The organism is Chitinophaga sp. SVR4-12A, assembly GCF_056754765.1.
Genome location: NZ_JBPGWP010000001.1, coordinates 2728728 through 2745554, shown reverse-complemented (window position 1 = coordinate 2745554; position 16827 = coordinate 2728728). Strand labels below are relative to the sequence as shown.

Below are 16827 nucleotides of genomic sequence, written 5' to 3'. Positions count from 1 at the left end.
CTTATGGATCGTCGTAAATTTATTATCAATGCTACGCTGGCCGCTACGGCCACTTTGTTCCATCAGCATTTTACCTGGGCTGCTGCTCCAGCAGAACAACGCTACCGCATTGCGGTGTGCGATTGGATGATCCTGAAGCGGCAGAAGCTTGGGGCCTTCAAGCTAACCAAAGAGATCGGTGCAGACGGGGTAGAGCTGGATATGGGTGGCTTAGGTAACCGCGAAACGTTTGACAGCAAACTGGGGGACCCTGCTGTTCGCCAGCATTTCCTGGATGAAGCGCGTAACCAGCAGGTACAGATTAGTTCTATTGCGATGTCTGGTTTCTATGCACAGTCATTTGCGGAGCGCGAAGGGGTAGACCGCATGGTGCAGGATTGTATCACTACCATGCAGCAGCTGCAGGTGAAAGTGGCTTTCCTTCCGCTAGGTATCCAGGGCGACCTGGTAAAATTCCCGCATCTGCGCCCAGCGATAGTGGAGCGACTGAAAGCAGTAGCCGTCCAGGCAGAGAAGGCAGGTGTGATCATCGGTATTGAAACTGCCCTCGATGCAACCGGTGAGGTGAAACTGCTGGATGATATCGGCTCTTCTTCTATCCAGAGCTATTTCAATTTCGCCAATGCACTGGAAGCAGGCCGCGATCTGCAAAAGGAATTGCGTATACTGGGAAAGGACCGGATCTGCCAGATCCATTGCACGGATAAAGACGGCGTGTGGCTGAAAGACAATACCCGCATTCATCTTCCGAAAGTAAAAAAGACGCTGGATAAGATGGGCTGGCGCGGATGGCTGGTGATAGAACGCTCCCGCGATGCAAAAGACCCACGCAATGTGAAATGGAACTTCGGTGCCAATACCGCTTACCTGAAATCAGTTTTCCAAAAAGCCTAATGAAAGTAATAGCACTTTGCCTCTTGGGATGGATGGGCGTGTCAGCTGCTATTGCACAGGATAACCGTCTCGAGGCTGCCTTCCGCCATCCGCCTGCTGCTGCCAAACCATGGGTGTTCTGGTACTGGATGCAGGCCAGCGTTTCCAAGGCGGGCATCACTGCCGACCTGGAAGCCATGAAGGAAGCTGGTATTGGCGGCGCTTATCTCATGCCTATTAAAGGCGTAGCCAATCCTCCTTTGATGGAGCCGCCGGTACCTCAGCTTTCACCGCAATGGTGGGAGATGGTACGCCATGCTATGCGGGAGGCAGACCGCCTGGGTCTACAGCTGGCCATGCACGCTTCTGATGGTTTTGCCTTGGCCGGTGGTCCCTGGATCACGCCTGAACTATCCATGCAAAAGATAGTGTACACGGAAACACAGTTACAAGGCGGCCGCCATTTTAATGATACGCTGGCGCGTCCGACCGCCTACCAGAGATACTACCGTGACATCGCTGTGATGGCCTTTCCTTCGCCTGCTGGTGAAGCGGTAACAGCGACGCCACATGTGAGCAGCAGCCGTGCCGGAGCAGATGTTTCTTTTCTGCTGAACCCTGCTAACAGGGAGAACTTCCGCAGCGACACCGGCTGCTGGATACAATTTGCCTATGAGCAGCCCTTTACCTGCCGCACTATTCACATCCGTACCAATGGCCCTAATTACCAGGCGCATCGCCTGATCGTTACAGCCAGTGATGATGGAAAGGTGTTCCGTACCATTACCAGGCTGGAAGCGCCCCGCCACGGATGGCAGGATAATGATGCAGGTGTAACACATACTATAACGCCTACTACTGCACGCTTCTTCCGGCTGGTATATGATACCACCGGATCTGAGCCCGGAGCAGAAGACCTCGATGCTGCCAAATGGAAGCCGGTACTGAAAGTATCCGGCATTACGCTTTCATCAGCGCCCAGGATCCATCAGTTTGAAGGCAAGACCGGTGAAGTGTGGCGGGTGAGCCCGCGTACTACTACCGCCCAGCTGCCTGACTCGCTTTGTGTCCCGATGGATAAGGTCATTGATCTCACAGCATCAATGGATGCAAGGGGCCGTCTGCAATGGCAGGTTCCTCCGGGTAGGTGGACCATCCTGCGGATAGGTCATACTTCCACCGGGCATACCAATGCCACTGGCGGTGCTGCTGCAGGCCTTGAATGTGACAAGTTCAACCCTGCGGCCATCCGTTTGCAGTTTGATCGCTGGTTCGGAGAAGCCTATCGGCAGGTAGATCCGGCACTGGTAGCGCGTGTGTTAAAGATCTTTCATGTGGATAGCTGGGAATGCGGCAGCCAGAACTGGTCGCCTTTGTTCCGTGAAGAGTTTCGCCGCCGCCGGGGCTATGATCTGCTGCCCTGGCTGCCTGTAATGACAGGGATCCCGTTGAAAAGTGCAGCGGCATCAGAACGTTTTCTGCATGATGTGCGGCAAACCATTGCTGAACTGGTGGTAGACAAATTCTATGGCACCATGGCGCAGCTGGCACGTGAAAAAGGATGCAGCTTCAGTGCGGAGAACGTAGCGCCCACCATGACGAGCGACGGCATGGCGCATTTCAGCGCAGTAGATATTCCCATGGGAGAGTTCTGGTTCCGTTCTCCTACCCATGACAAACCCAATGATATGCTGGATGCTGTTTCCGGCGGGCATATCTATGGCAAGCAGCTGATCCAGGCAGAAGCATTTACAACTTTGCGCATGGCCTGGGATGAGCATCCTGCTATGTTAAAAGCATTGGGAGATAAAAATTACGCAGCAGGTATTAACCGTCTCGTGTATCATGTATTTGCCCACAATCCCTGGATGGACCGCCGTCCCGGTATGACGCTGGACGGTGTAGGTTTGTACTTTCAGCGGGATCAGACCTGGTGGAAGCCTGGCCGTGCATGGGTGACTTACGCACAACGTTGTCAGGCTTTGCTGCAACAGGGTGTTCCCGTGGCAGACCTGGCGGTGTTTACAGGCGAAGAGGTACCACGCCGCGCTATTCTTCCGGTGAGATTGGAGGCAATCATGCCGGGTATTAAACAATACGCATCTGATGCAATTAACCGGGATGCTTTGTTACGCCTGGCCCATGTACACAATGGCCGTATTGAATTGCCAGGCGGAGCCAGTTACGCAGCCTTGTTATTGCCCGGTACACATCCCTTATCTCCTGACACCGGTAATACATCGCCCGAAGTGGCAGCACGTCTGCAAGCCTTGAAAAGGGCCGGAGCTACCATATTAACGAAAGGACAATCGTTAAACATACCGCAGGATGTAATAGCGCCAGCGGGCATTGTATGGGCACACCGCCGTACGCCAACTGCAGATATCTATTTCATCTCTAACCAGGAAGATACTTCCCGCATCGTTCACCTTTCTCTTCGTGTGAGCGGCAAGGTACCCGAGCTGTGGGACCCGCTTAGTGCAGAGATCAGTGATGCGCAGGAATGGAGGATGGAAAAGGGCCGTACCATCTTGCCACTGCAATTGCCTCCCAGCGGCGCTATGTTCATTGTATTGCAGAGAAGCACGAAGGAGACACAGCACAGCGGCAGCAACTGGTGTTCATTCCAGTCGCTGCAAACATTGAATGGCTCCTGGCAGGTAGCTTTTGATACAAAGAACGGCGGCCCTGCAGCAGCGCAGACATTCTCTACATTACAGGATTGGAGCAAGCATACGTCACCAGAGATCCGTTATTACTCAGGCACTGCCGTATACACAAAGACGTTTAACTGGCAGCCTGCTGCCGATCAGCAGCAACAGATCTGGATAGATCTTGGTGGGCTTGCTAACATTGCCACTGTTACCTTAAATGGTAAGTCATGTGGTATTGCCTGGACGCCGCCTTACAGGGTGGAGATCACGCAGGCGCTGCGTGCCGGTACTAATGAGCTGCGCATCGAAGTGGCCAATACCTGGGCTAACCGCCTGATAGGTGATCATGATCTGCCTGAGGAGCAAAGGATCACCCGTACCACAGCGCCTTACAGATTAGAAGGGAAGCCATTGCTGCCCGCCGGTTTGCTGGGGCCTGTTACCATTATAAAAACTACCAGATGAGAAGCATACTGACATATATTTTGCTACTAACGATTTCTGCTGCTTATGCGCAAGAGGTGCCCGATTCCGTGATGCGCCATGTTTACGAACAGGTTAAAACACCTCACAAATACGGCCTGGTATTAACCCCTTCAGATGATGCTAAAAAGCTGGATTGTCCTACCGTATTCAGAAAGGGGGAGCAGTGGTACATGACCTACATCGTTTATGATGGCCGTGGTTATGAAACCTGGTTATCCGGCAGTGAAGATCTGTTACACTGGAAGACGCTTGGCAGGTTAATGTCTTTTTCAGACACTACCGATTGGGATAATAACCAGAAGGCAGGCTACATCGCCTTGCAGGATTATACATGGGGCGGCTCTTACCAATGGCAGGCCTATAAGGGAAAATACTGGATGACCTACATCGGTGGCAGCGGCCGTGGATATGAGCAGGGACTGTTATCCATTGGTGTAGCCTATAATACCAAAGATCCTTCAAAGCCGCGGGAGTGGCAGCGTTTGCCCCAACCAGTGTTGAAAGCAACTGACCCGGGCGCGGGCTGGTGGGAGAATAATACGCTGTATAAAAGTTCTGTTATCTGGGATCGGAATAAAACAACCGGCTATCCTTTTGTGATGTATTACAATGCCAAGGGCGACAGCCTGAAGCCCAAAAGAGGAAAAGAACGTATAGGCATGGCGGTATCAAGTGATATGATCCACTGGGAACGATACGGTAAAGATCCTGTGCTGAACCATCATGCTGGCATTACCGGTGACCCGTATATCCAACGGATGAACGGCATATGGGTCATGTTCTACTTCGGCGCTTTCTGGAAGGATCGTCCGGGGGCATTTAACCGCTTCGCCTGCTCTTATGACCTGGTGCATTGGACAGATTGGACGGGCGATGATCTCATCAGCTCTTCAGCGCCCTTTGACGATCGCTTTGCGCATAAATCCTGTGTGGTATACCACAACGGCGTGGTCTATCATTTTTATTGCGCGGTGAATAAGGCAGACCAGCGCGGCATCGCAGTAGCTACTTCTCAGGACATGGGAAAGAGCACTGTGGCATTTTCCATTAAAAAAGCATCATCTTTATGAAGATACTGACAGGCCTGTTATTATTGATTGCTGTCCATGCAGCTGCACAGGACACAACAAGGGAACAGTTATTTGACGCCGGCTGGCGGTTTCACCGGGGAGGCGCCCTGGGAGCAGATAAGCCTGCATTTAATGACGCACAGTGGCGGCAGGTAGACCTGCCGCACGACTGGAGCATTGAAGACCTGCCCGGCACCCATTCTCCGTTTAGCCCGGATGCTATTAATCAGCCCAGCGGAGGATTTACTACAGGCGGCACGGGTTGGTATCGCAAATCTTTTACATTGCCTGCTGCTGATAAAAATAAGCGTATCCATCTGCAGTTTGACGGCATTTATATGAATGCGGAAGTGTGGTTAAATGGAAAGCGCCTGGGCAAGCATCCTTACGGATATACTTCCTTCTCCTATGATATTACCGAGCGGCTGAAATGGGATACGGTAAATGTACTGTCTGTTAAAGTGAGAAATGAAGGAGAGAACAGCCGCTGGTATGCAGGATCAGGGATCTATCGTCATGTATGGTTGAAGAGGATGGGCCCTGTGCATGTGGGCCAATGGGGCACCTACATTACTACACCGGAAGTAAGTACAAGCGCCGCAAAAGTACATCTGCAAACTACCGTGCTCAATACAACGGAAAGAAACAGTCCCTGTGGAAGTGGTGACACGCATCCTTAACGCGCAGGGTAGGGAAGTGGCTGCTGCTACAGATAGCCGGAACATGGCAGCCCGTGATACGATCAAATGGGTACAGGATATTACTGTATCAAAACCAACGCTATGGTCTTTACAGGCACCTGTGCTATACGCCGCTGTAACAGAAGTGTATCGTAATGGTGAATTAACAGACCGGATACAAACACCTTTTGGTATACGTACGATTACTGCAGATGCTGTAAATGGTTTTCGTCTTAACGGGCAGGCCATTAAGCTCAAAGGCGGTTGCGTGCATCACGATAACGGTCCACTGGGCGCCAAAGCTTATGACCGTGCAGAAGCACGTAAGGTGGAGCTATTGAAGGCTGCAGGATACAATGCCATCCGCTGCGCGCATAATCCGCCTTCGCCTGCTTTCCTGGATGCCTGCGACCGTTTGGGTATGATGGTAATAGACGAAGCTTTTGACACCTGGGAGGATCAAAAGAACCCGGAGGATTATCACCTGTACTTTGATAACTGGTGGCAGCGTGATATAGAAAGCATGGTATACCGCGACAGAAACCATCCTGCTATTATCATGTGGAGCACCGGTAATGAAATTCCCAATCGCCAGAAACCGGAAGTAGCGAAGGTGGCCAGCATGCTGAGTAATCATATCCGCAGTCTTGATAGTACCCGCTTTATTACCTGTGGCGTGAATGGTATTGGAGAAGATAAAGATGCTTTTCTATCCACACTCGATATTGCAGGCTATAACTACGCCAGGGATAAGTATGTACCCGACCACCAGCGTGTGCCACAAAGGATGATCATTGCTACTGAATCGTTCCCACTGGAAGCATTTGATTACTGGATGGATGTGGAAGATCATCCCTGGGTATTAGGCGACTTCGTCTGGACAGCATTCGATTATATAGGAGAAGCCAGTATTGGTTGGCTGGGTTACTGGCAGCAGCAAAGCTTTTACCCCTGGAACCTGGCTTATTGCGGCGATATTGATATCTGTGGATGGAAGCGCCCGCAGTCTTATTACCGTGATGTGTTGTGGAAGAAAGACCAGCTATCAATCTTTGTAAAGCCACCACAACCATCCTTTGCCATTAATCCTGATAAAGTAGATTGGAGCCACTGGGAATGGCATGATGTAGTAGCCCACTGGAACTGGCAGGGGAATGAGGGCAAGCCGCTGGAAGTAAATGTATATTCATCCTGCGAAGAAGTGGAATTGTTCCTGGATAATCGCTCCCTGGGCAGGAGACCTGTTAACCGTTCCAATAAGTTCACTGCAGTATGGCAGGTTCCTTACCGGGCGGGTACATTAAAAGCAGTAGGGTATAGGAATAACAAGGTGGTGAATACCGCTGTATTGACTACTGCCGGAGAACCCACACAGGTTAAAATGACTGCGGATCGTACTACATTACAAGCAAGCTCACAGGATCTGAGTTATATTACAGTAGCATTGCTGGACAACAACGGTGTTCGTCATCCTCTTGCAGAACAGTTGGTTAAATTTGAAATAAGTGGACCTGCCATAATTGAGGCAGTGGGCAATGCCAATCCAATGAGCGTGGAAAGTTATACATTACCGCAGCGCAAGACCTGGCAGGGCCGTTGTATGGTGGTGGTAAGAACTACAGGTGAAAAGGGGAAGATCGTTTTAAAAGCATCGGCAGCAGGGATAGGGGAAGCGGAGGTTGTGTTGGACGCGAAGTAAGGGGCTTTGTCGAAACAGTAAAATTTAACGAAATTTACCTGAGACTTGGGCTGTCAGAGGCAGCATTAACCGGGTAAATTTATCGGAATGGACAAGATATTTGAAAAAATTGATAACCTAGTTAGCACTCTTTCTAAGCTTTTACCATCTAGAGAAGAGGATTTACAACGTCTAAATAGAAAAATCAGGTTAGAGTTTAACTATAATTCGAACCACCTGGAAGGGAATACTTTGACGTATAGTGAAACCGAGTTATTACTAATTTTTGATAAAACTACGGGCAATCATGAATTGAGAGAGTATGAAGAGATGAAAGCACATGATGTTGCCTTTGAGCTTATAAAGGATTGGGCAGCTGATCCTGAAAGGCCTCTTTCCGAAGCTGAGTTAAGAAATTTGTATAAAATATTGCTTGTTCGCCCTTTCTGGAAAGACGCGTTAACGTTAGACGGACAGCGGACTAAACGTAAGATCCAGGTTGGTACCTATAAGGAACAGCCAAACTCTGTTCAATTACAGAATGGAGAAATTTTCCATTACGCCTCTCCTGAACAAACTCCCATTCTAATGGGAGAGCTGGTAGACTGGTATCGTGGGGAGGAAGAGAAAAGAAGCTTCATCCCGTTCAATTGGCTGCACTGCTGCAATATAAATTTGTTCGTATACATCCATTTGATGACGGCAACGGGCGCATGTCAAGGCTCCTGATGAATTATGTGCTTATTAAACATAAGCTCCCGCCGGTAATTATAAAATCTGCTGACAAGAAGAATTATTTATTTGTCCTTAACCAGGCGGATACGGGAGATATCGACGCTTTTGTAAGATATATAGCAGAAGAAATGATATGGAGTCTGGAGTTGTCTATTAAAGCTGCAAAAGGGGAAAGCATTGAGGAAGATGATGATTTGCAAAAGGAAATAGAGGTATGGAAAAGAAGCGCTTCTACTAATAAAGTAGCTGCTTTACATCGGAGTGATGTTTTAGTCTATGAAATTTATCATAATGGAGGGGTAGAAGAGTTGTTTAGAGAATTTGAGCAACAGCATAGAAGATTTTATGACATGTTTTATGCTGTTAAGTTCTATCTATATAAAAATAACAATGCAAAGCATACATTAGAAGAACTGACAGAGGAAATAGAGAGCGTTATTAGTGCTCCGAAAGGTGCTTTTGTTGAGGCAGAAGAGGCGCTGGAAACCCAACCCGAAGCGGATACTTATAAATCAATTAGTGCAGGTATACATTTGTCAGACTATAAGTATAATGAAAAGGCCCCATTTGGTGTTTCGTCTGTGTTGTATGTAGATCTTCAACCATATTTTTACAGGATCGTTTTTGATGATAAAGAAGTAGTCAGAAAGAACTATAATGAATATTTAAATGCTGAAGAAAGGAAGAAGATCATTACAGACTACATGAAACAAATATTCAATGAAATAAAGGCAAGATCGGAAAAGAAATAGTCGTAATAGTAATGGCGGAGAATATACTCTCCGCCATTCCATTTCTTATAAGTAACTTACCAGCGTTACCACAGACTTGCCCGGAATATTGATTGCCCGATCTGCATTTACAGCAACACCCGGCCGCAGGCTGCTGTCTGCAGAGGTAATATAGCTACGCACCTGTTTTACTTTTGCATTTTTATAATTCAATTGAATATCCACTGCCTCCGCTTTGTTGTTTACCACTACCACATTCACTGAGTTATCCGTGTTCCGGTAACCGGATACCAGCAAGCCGTTATGCAAAGCGCTATCCTTTACGCTTGCTTGTATGCGTTTGGCGCCGGGACGGATAAACCGGCTGTAGTTACCTAATACCCACAACATCTTGCTGTCCTGTACCTGGCCGTCAGCAGCGTGTTTGTCAATGTATATCAGGCCATCTTTGTAATCATAGGGAGAAATTGCCAGCCAGTATTGCCAGGCGGCTGCGTTGGCGACTGTGAGATCGTGATGGATCACGCGGGCGAGGTAGAGCGCGGAGACCATACCCAGATCTTTTCCGCTGCCGTTGATCTCACCGCCATTGTCGCCCAGGATGCAGTATTCTGATTGCCAGAATTCCAATCCGGGTATGGCAGCAACGCTGCCTGCCAGCTGGCGCCTCATGGCTATCTCTTCTTTTTCAGGAGAGGTAGTGAAATAGCTGTGCCCTGCAATGCTGCGCTGTACATTGGGCAGGTTACCCAGGTAGTTGGCGGAGCCATTGCCGAAGAAGTCTTTTACCTGTTCGCCTTTGTCTTTTTTATCGTGCAGCTCGTAAAGGTAATTGATCTTGCCTGCTTCGGTGACCAGTATCCTGGTGGAGAGCTGTTTGTCTGTAAATGTGGTGCTGAGTGTTTTTACCAGGCCTGCCAGCTGTTCATTATTATAGGGGCATCCTTCCTGTCCGCCGTCGCTCCAGTCCCATTGCGGTTCATTCACCGGGCTGATATAGTTGAATTGCACACCGGTGGCCGCCTGTACCTGGTGAACGGCTTGTGCCAGGTATGCGGAAAGATCCGCATACCTGTCTGCACTGATATTACAATTTCCATTTGTAGCAAATGCTTTTCCATTCGTGGTGAACTGCACGGGGGGACTGTTCAGGAAACCCAGGAACTGCTGCACGCCTCTTTGCTGTGCCGCCTGGAGGAACCAGTACTGACCTTCCAGTTTCTTTTTGCTGCAGCTATCGGCTGCCTGTATGGATGCTGCGCGGCGCCATTCGTCTTTGATACCGCTGGCTGCTCCCTGTTCAGCGCTGCCTGCACCGATATTGAAACGCCACATGGAAAGCCCGATGCCGGTGGGCTGACCGGCGGTGGTAGTATCTGTGCTGAACAGCCAGTCGGCCATCCGGTTCCGTTTGCTATCCGGCCAGTTGCCAGCGAACTGGCAGGACCATGCATCAGAAGCGGCGAAGTTGTGGATGGTCTGATAGCTTACCTCCGTATCAATATTCACGGTAATGCGCGTACGATGCCGTTGCTGTGCCGCTACTGATTGTAGTGCCAGCACGCCGCACAGTAATAATATAACATTCTTCATAGCTCGAATTACAATTTTACGACCTGCCATTGTTGGTTGGCGCCTGCGTTCCAGGGCCACTGGATCACGTTTGCGCCGTTGGCAGTGGAATTTCCATTCACATCCAGCGATATGCTGCTGTTACGGTTAATGATCTTATAATAGCCGAAACCCATGTCGGTGATCTGCCATTGCTGGCTTTGTGCGCCGGAGCTGGTGTTCTGTACAATGTTGGCGGCATTTGTGGTGCTGCCCCCGCTCACGTCCAGTACCTTGTTGCTGTTCCGGTTAGTGATGGTGAAATAACCATTACCTAATGAGGTCAGCTTCCATTGCTGGTTGTTACCGCCCCAGTAGTCCCACTGGATGATCGTGCCACCGTCTACTGTTGAGCTGCCATTTACATCCAGCGATTTGTTGCTGTTGCGGCACACTACCTTGTACCAGGCGTTACCGTCAAAGGAGCCGTACACCGGCGTGATGCTGGTATTGTTCCAGCCATATTGCAGCCTGGTAAGACCGGAGGTATTGTTGGTGCTCAGCGTGGTGCCGCTCAATGCAAGCAGGCTGTAGCTGTCGCCATCCCTGAGACCGGGCCAGTATACGCCGCCGATGTTCCTGTCACGCAAGCCGTTGGTGATGCCCTGGAAATAGGCGATCTCACGGTCGGTGCCTGGCGCTCCAAGATAATTCTTTCCATTGGTCATTGGTATTCCAAATTCCGTCATGATGGTACGGGCTGGATACGCGACACTGTTAATGGCCTGTTCCCAGTCGGCTACCGTTGTCTTGTTATTGTCAAACCAGGTGTAGTTATGATAGGAGAGTAAGCAATTGGTAAAGCGGCTGTCTGCGCCGATGTCGTTTACGTTGGTGGCGTAACCGGCGCCATCGAGTATGATCCTTCCGGCGGCTACTGAGGAGTTGTTGGTCATCCATTGGGCATACAGGTTCTTCAGGTCGTTCACGCTGTACCCGTGTGGTTCGTTGAACACTTCGAAGTATACGTTGCCGTTGCTGTTGTACTTGGTGACCACTGTTTGCCACATGGCCCAGAAGTTAGTGAGGTTGTCTACAATGCCGTCGCGGGAGCTGCTGCCTTCCCAGTAGGCCAGGATCACCTTCATGCCTTTCGAAGTTGCCTTGTCAATGGCGCCGATGTAGGCGCTCCACCAGGAGTTGGATACGGTGTAGGGATTAATAGGAAGGCGTACAGTATTGGCGCCTCTTTGCTGAAATGCGTTCAATATATTTTCAGATTTGGTTTGCACAGCGGAGTAATTATCCGCTGTGCTTAAACCACTGGGTACAACATAGGCGTCTGCAAAATTATCATTCGGGTCTGCCCAGTTGAGCCCTTTAAAATCTGATGTTAGTTCTGTTACCGGTGCTGTTAGTCTTTTTCCTGTCTCTGTGTCCGCCTGCACTTCTGATTTTTTAGTGCAGGCGGTGATGGCTAATACTATACTTACAAGATAAAGGAATGAAGGTTTCATAACATGGATATTTTAAGGTGAAAAGAAGCTAGTAGCCCGGGTTCTGGGACAGCTTGCCGTTAGACGACAAGATCTCAGTGCGGGGGATAGGCAGCCAGTAGTGCTTGTCAGCAAATGCGCGGCCGCTCAATGCTACTTTACGTGTGTACGTAGTGGTGGTACCGCTTTTTATAACGTCTACACCATAGGCAGGTACGTTCTCTGTTACATTAGCGATCTTCCAGCGGCGTACATCGTAGAAGCGATGTTCTTCGAAGGCGAGCTCTATCTGACGTTCCCTGCGGATAGCATCTCTCATCTGCACCTGTGAGAGGCCTGCGGGCAATGCCGGCTGGTTTACACTGGATCTTTGCCTGATCTGGTTAATGGCGGCATATACACTGGCATCCGGACCTACTGCTTCGTTTTGTGCTTCTGCATAGTTCAGCAGCACTTCTGCGTAGCGAAGGTAGATCCAGGGCTGCAGGCCAGCGACGTTCCAGGGATTATCGATCGGGTTGTTATCATCCATGAATTTGCGCAGGTAATAACCTGTTTTAGTGGTGTTCCAGTTGGAAGGGCCATCTTTACTGTCCTTTCCGCCGGGTGTATAGAGGTCAATGGTACTGCCCCTGTAAGGAGCGCCGTTATACAGGATGGTGGCGTAGAAACGGGCATCCCTGTTAGCATAGGGAGTTTGCGCATTGTAACCTGAAGTAGCATCGGTGATCACTTTACCATTGTTCATCTCATAAGCGTCTACCAGGTTTTGCAGCGGCGTATTACCTGCCCAGCCGCCGTAACCGTTGGGTGCATTGGAGATCTCGAGACATACATGACGGGCGCCGATGGCGTACAGTCTTTCAAAAATGATCTCGCTGCTGCTGGGAGTGAGGAACAATTTACCATAATCCGGCGCTAATGAATATATGTTCAGGTCCATTACTGCTTTAGCGGCAGCAGCTGCATTGGCCCAGGTGCCTGCGTTATACAACGGACTGGCGGCATACAGCAACAAGCGTGCTTTCAGTGCCAGTGCGGCGCCTTTGGTAGCGCGGCCCAGGTCCCAGGTCTTGTCTGCATTAGCCAGGGGAAGGTCCTTGGCTGCGGCATCCAGTTCAGCTATTGCATAATCAAGCGATTCCTTGATGGAGGAGCGGGTGAACAGTGCCTCGTCTGTAAGGTTGTCTTCCAGGTTTAATACTTTCTCGCCCATCAGCACTACACCGCCGTAGTTGCGGATCAGGTCATGATAGCGATAGGCACGGATAAAGCGAAGCTCTGCCCGCAGCAGTGCACGTTTACCATCGCTCATCTGTACGCTGTCTATATGGGTCAGCGCATAGTTGCATTCGCGGATGCTGCGGTAGCTTCTTCCCCAGATGGTACCGGCGATACCGGTGTTTTCAGGAGCCAGTTGTCCACGTTGTACCACCCAGGTATTGTCATCGTTGTTATAAATGGACTCGTCAGTGAGCGAGCTCCATAAGCCGTATTCAAAGCCGCGGCCAAAGCCGGGAGGAGTACCTTCTGCTTCTTTGTCCTGCAGCTTAACGCCCATGTAACGGTTGATCACGAAATCCTCAAAAAGGGCTGAGTCTGCGAGTAAAGCTACATCTGATACGCGGTCAGTAGGTACGATGTTCAGGTAGTTCTTTTTACAGGAGGAAAATATTCCTACCGCGGCGAATACCATTATATATATTATGCTGTTTGTCTTCATTGCTTTGGTCTTTACGGTTTAAAACTTAACATTTACGCCAACATTGATGATACGCTGCTGCGGGTAGAATTGTCCGCTTGTGCTATACAGTCCGCTGCCGTTGGTACCTTCGGGATCATAGTCTTTCACCGGTGTGATGGTGAACAGGTTGAAAGCACTGGCGTATACACGCAGCCCTGCGATCCTGATACGGGACAGGATTTCTGCATTCACTGTGTAACCCAGCTCTACGTTCTTCAGGCGGAAGAAGGAGGCATTGTTAAGCCAGAAATTGTTCTGGTAAAGTCCACCGTTGATGGAGGAGGAGGCACGTTCATCCACACGGGGATAAGTACCTGCGATATTGGTAGGGCTCCAGCGGTTATCAGCCCAGCTGCTGTAGTAGTTGCCTATGGTGCCTGACTCAGGCAGTACATATTGGCTCACGTGTGTTTGCCCGGCGAATACTGCAGACAGGTCAAATCCTTTATAATCTGCACCCAATGTGATACCATAAGTGATCTCGGGAATATTGCCATACTTACTTCTCACCTGGTCGTCAGCAGTGATCTGTCCATCGCCGTTATAGTCGCGGTAGATCAGATCGCCTAACTGGTTCGTTGTCAGGTGAGGATATTTATTCAGGTCATCCTGTGTCCTGAAGATACCGATCGCATCATACAGCAGGTAAGTGTTCAGCGGGCGGCCGGTTTGGCGTTGATGTGCCAGGGTGCCGGGGGCTTCATCTATAAATACGATCTTGCTTTTTGCATAGGTGAAGTTGCCACCGATCCGATAACCTATCCCGCTTGCGGTGCTATTACTGTATCCCAGCGAAGTTTCTATACCATTGCTGTTCACCTTACCGATGTTTTCAGCAGGCACCAGGGGATCGCTGCCGAAGGGGTTCACGACACCGGAGGTTTGCGGGATAGAAGCATTGCGCTGTGTAAGGATATCTGAGCGTTTTTGCTGGAAGTAAATAAATTCCAGGCTGAAATGCTGCAGGAACAGCGCGTTGATACCAATGTCCAGCTTTTTGGATGTTTCCCAGCCGATATTAACATTCGCCAGTTTGGTGATGTCTATACCCGGGCGGATGGTGGCGCCGCTTCCCAGCACATACTGGTTATTGAAGGAGTAGTTGTCGAAGTACTGGAACAGTTTTACGTTGTCATTACCCAGGGTACCATAGGAAGCGCGGAGTTTCAGATCGTTGATAAATGACACGTTCTGGAACCAGTCTTCTTTTGAAATACGCCAGCCAGCAGACACAGAGGGGAAGAACCCATATTGATTGCCCGGAGGGAAGGTAGAAGAGCCGTCAATACGGGCCTGCAGTTCCAGCAGGTATTTTTCTTCGTAGTTGTAGGCCACCCTGCCAATGTAGCTTTTACGGGTAAAAGTATAGCTTTTTCCTTCGCTACCCTTGTCGGCTGCAGCAGGGCCGCCTTGTGACAGCTCAGGCGTCTGCGCAGAGGGGAAATTAAGCCTGGAGGCACTGAGGCTGTCCATTACAGTTTTACTTTGCTCATAGGCAACAAAGGCGTCTATATTGTGCTTGCCAAACTGGCGAACGAAATTCAGCTTGATATTGGATACGCGCATCTCCTGGTTCTGCTGATACTCATTCAGGGTAGCTGCCGCGTTTGAACCGCCTACTACCACCTTGTTGTAGGCATTAGCGGTAGGATCGTAGTTGTAAAGTACGTAAGGCGATGCGAAGGATTTGCCAAAGGTCCAGGACTTATCTACAGAGAGAAAACCGTCCAGTGACAAGCCGTCAATCCCCGGGATGGCATAGCTACCTTTCAGAATGCCGTTGAACACCTGGGTAGGGTTCCTGTTGGTACCGCCAATATCTTGCACCTGCATAGCAGGGTTATTATTTTCTATACCGGTAGTGGGCAGGCCATTCGGGTAGTAGGCCGCCACAGTGGGATAGGCACGGTAGATGGAACGGAAGATATCGCTGGCACCGGTTTGCGGATAAATGCGGTCTTCCTGGCGGCCCGAGAGATAGAGGCTTACTTTCAGGCGTTTAGTAACATCTGCATCGATATTGGACCTGAAATTATACTGATCGTATTGGGTAACGCCGTGTTTATACAAGCCATCCTGGCCGATCACACCCAATGACAGGAAGTACCTTACATTGTCACTGCCCCCGTTTATAGAAAGGCTGTGCTGATGTTGCAGGGCGGTATTCTTCAGGGTAGCTTTCTGCCAGTCTGTGTTCGGATAGTTCAGCGGATCGGAACCGTCCCTGAACTTCTGGATCTGGTCAGCGGTGTATACCTGGTTCATCCCCCCTGCCGGGTTATTATAATACTGGATCTCATTCCTGATCGCTGCATAGGTGGTGGCGTCGGCCATTTTCGGCAGGCGGGTGGGAGAGGTGAAACCCTGGTTAAAGCTGTAGCTGATAGAGGGCTTCCCGGTTTTACCCCGCTTAGTGGTGATCAGGATCACCCCGTTAGCAGCGCGGCTACCGTATACGGCAGCTGAAGCGTCTTTCAGCACGGTCATGCTTTCAATATCGTTCGGATCGATCCTCTGGAGGCCCCCGATCTGGCCAGGCACCCCGTCTACTACTACCAGCACGTCGTTATTACCGGTGGTGGCCAGGCCTCTTATCAGGAGGGTGGAGCCGTCGTAGCCCGGTTCGCCGGACCTGTTGCTGGCGATCAGGCCAGAGAATCGTCCTGCCAGTGAGTTAGATACGTTTGGTTGAGGGCTTTTTACGATCTCCGCTCCTTTTAAAGTGGAGATGGAGCCTGTCAATGTAGCTTTTTTCTGGGTGCCGTACCCTACTACTACCACTTCACCCACGTTTTGGGTATTAGGCGCCAGGGATATTTCCAGTCTGTCGTTTCCGCTTACCGGAACTTCCCGTGAGATATAGGAAATGTGGTTGAATACCAGGGTATCCCCGATAGCTGCCTGTATGGTGAACTGTCCGTTCACATCGGTGGTGGCTCCCTGGGTTCCATGTTTTACCCGTACGGTTACACCAGGTACCAGCTCACCGGCAGAGCTTACTTTTCCGCTGATGCTGGCACGTTGTTGCGCCCAGGCACTTACTGATAAAACAAGGAAGAAAAGGAAGAAGGACAAAAATGACCTGTATTGTCCCGACAATGGTCGATTTTCTTTCATAACGAGAAATTT

At 50.0% G+C, this 16827-nt stretch carries 11 protein-coding genes; 7 read left to right on the top strand and 4 right to left on the bottom strand.

Going from position 1 to position 16827, the window contains the following annotated elements; all coding sequences use genetic code 11:
* Positions 1 to 3 precede the first annotated feature (3 nt).
* The 7 genes from ACR9Y8_RS11150 to ACR9Y8_RS11120 all read left to right on the top strand — a co-directional run bounded on the left by ACR9Y8_RS11150 (position 4) and on the right by ACR9Y8_RS11120 (position 8928).
* Positions 4 to 894, top strand: a complete 891-nt coding sequence (locus ACR9Y8_RS11150; RefSeq protein WP_481213342.1) for a sugar phosphate isomerase/epimerase family protein — start codon at positions 4 to 6, stop codon at positions 892 to 894.
* Entirely contained in the window at positions 894 to 3992 is a 3099-nt protein-coding gene (locus ACR9Y8_RS11145) for a glycosyl hydrolase (RefSeq protein WP_481213341.1), read from the top strand. Before ACR9Y8_RS11150 ends, ACR9Y8_RS11145 begins: the two co-directional genes overlap by 1 nt.
* Positions 3989 to 5083: a glycoside hydrolase family protein gene (locus tag ACR9Y8_RS11140; protein WP_481213340.1), complete on the top strand. Its 1095-nt coding sequence runs from the start codon at positions 3989 to 3991 to the stop codon at positions 5081 to 5083. Before ACR9Y8_RS11145 ends, ACR9Y8_RS11140 begins: the two co-directional genes overlap by 4 nt.
* Positions 5080 to 5763, top strand: a complete 684-nt coding sequence (locus ACR9Y8_RS11135) for a glycosyl hydrolase 2 galactose-binding domain-containing protein (protein WP_481213339.1) — start codon at positions 5080 to 5082, stop codon at positions 5761 to 5763. Before ACR9Y8_RS11140 ends, ACR9Y8_RS11135 begins: the two co-directional genes overlap by 4 nt.
* The gene (locus ACR9Y8_RS11130) at positions 5738 to 7462 is read left to right on the top strand and encodes a glycoside hydrolase family 2 TIM barrel-domain containing protein (protein WP_481213338.1); all 1725 of its coding nucleotides are present in this window, start codon (positions 5738 to 5740) and stop codon (positions 7460 to 7462) included. Before ACR9Y8_RS11135 ends, ACR9Y8_RS11130 begins: the two co-directional genes overlap by 26 nt.
* A gap of 87 nt (positions 7463 to 7549) precedes the next feature.
* Positions 7550 to 8170 (top strand): Fic family protein, encoded by a 621-nt coding sequence (locus ACR9Y8_RS11125; protein ID WP_481213337.1) that lies wholly within the window; start codon positions 7550 to 7552, stop codon positions 8168 to 8170.
* Positions 8092 to 8928: a Fic family protein gene (locus ACR9Y8_RS11120; RefSeq protein ID WP_481213336.1), complete on the top strand. Its 837-nt coding sequence runs from the start codon at positions 8092 to 8094 to the stop codon at positions 8926 to 8928. Before ACR9Y8_RS11125 ends, ACR9Y8_RS11120 begins: the two co-directional genes overlap by 79 nt.
* A gap of 45 nt (positions 8929 to 8973) precedes the next feature.
* Here ACR9Y8_RS11120 and ACR9Y8_RS11115 read toward each other — a convergent pair whose 3' ends face one another.
* From ACR9Y8_RS11115 to ACR9Y8_RS11100, 4 genes are read right to left on the bottom strand one after another with little or no spacing between them, the layout of a single operon-like run.
* A complete protein-coding gene (locus ACR9Y8_RS11115) occupies positions 8974 to 10500 on the bottom strand; it encodes a glycoside hydrolase (protein ID WP_481213335.1) in 1527 nt (508 codons plus the stop codon).
* Between the two features lie 8 nt (positions 10501 to 10508).
* Positions 10509 to 11975: an RICIN domain-containing protein gene (locus tag ACR9Y8_RS11110; RefSeq protein WP_481213334.1), complete on the bottom strand. Its 1467-nt coding sequence runs from the start codon at positions 11973 to 11975 to the stop codon at positions 10509 to 10511.
* Between the two features lie 28 nt (positions 11976 to 12003).
* Positions 12004 to 13677 carry a RagB/SusD family nutrient uptake outer membrane protein gene (locus ACR9Y8_RS11105; RefSeq protein WP_481213333.1) on the bottom strand — a complete coding sequence of 558 codons (1674 nt, stop codon included), beginning with the start codon at positions 13675 to 13677 and terminating at the stop codon, positions 12004 to 12006.
* Between the two features lie 18 nt (positions 13678 to 13695).
* Positions 13696 to 16815 (bottom strand): SusC/RagA family TonB-linked outer membrane protein, encoded by a 3120-nt coding sequence (locus ACR9Y8_RS11100; protein ID WP_481213332.1) that lies wholly within the window; start codon positions 16813 to 16815, stop codon positions 13696 to 13698.
* Between the last annotated feature and the right edge of the window lie 12 nt (positions 16816 to 16827).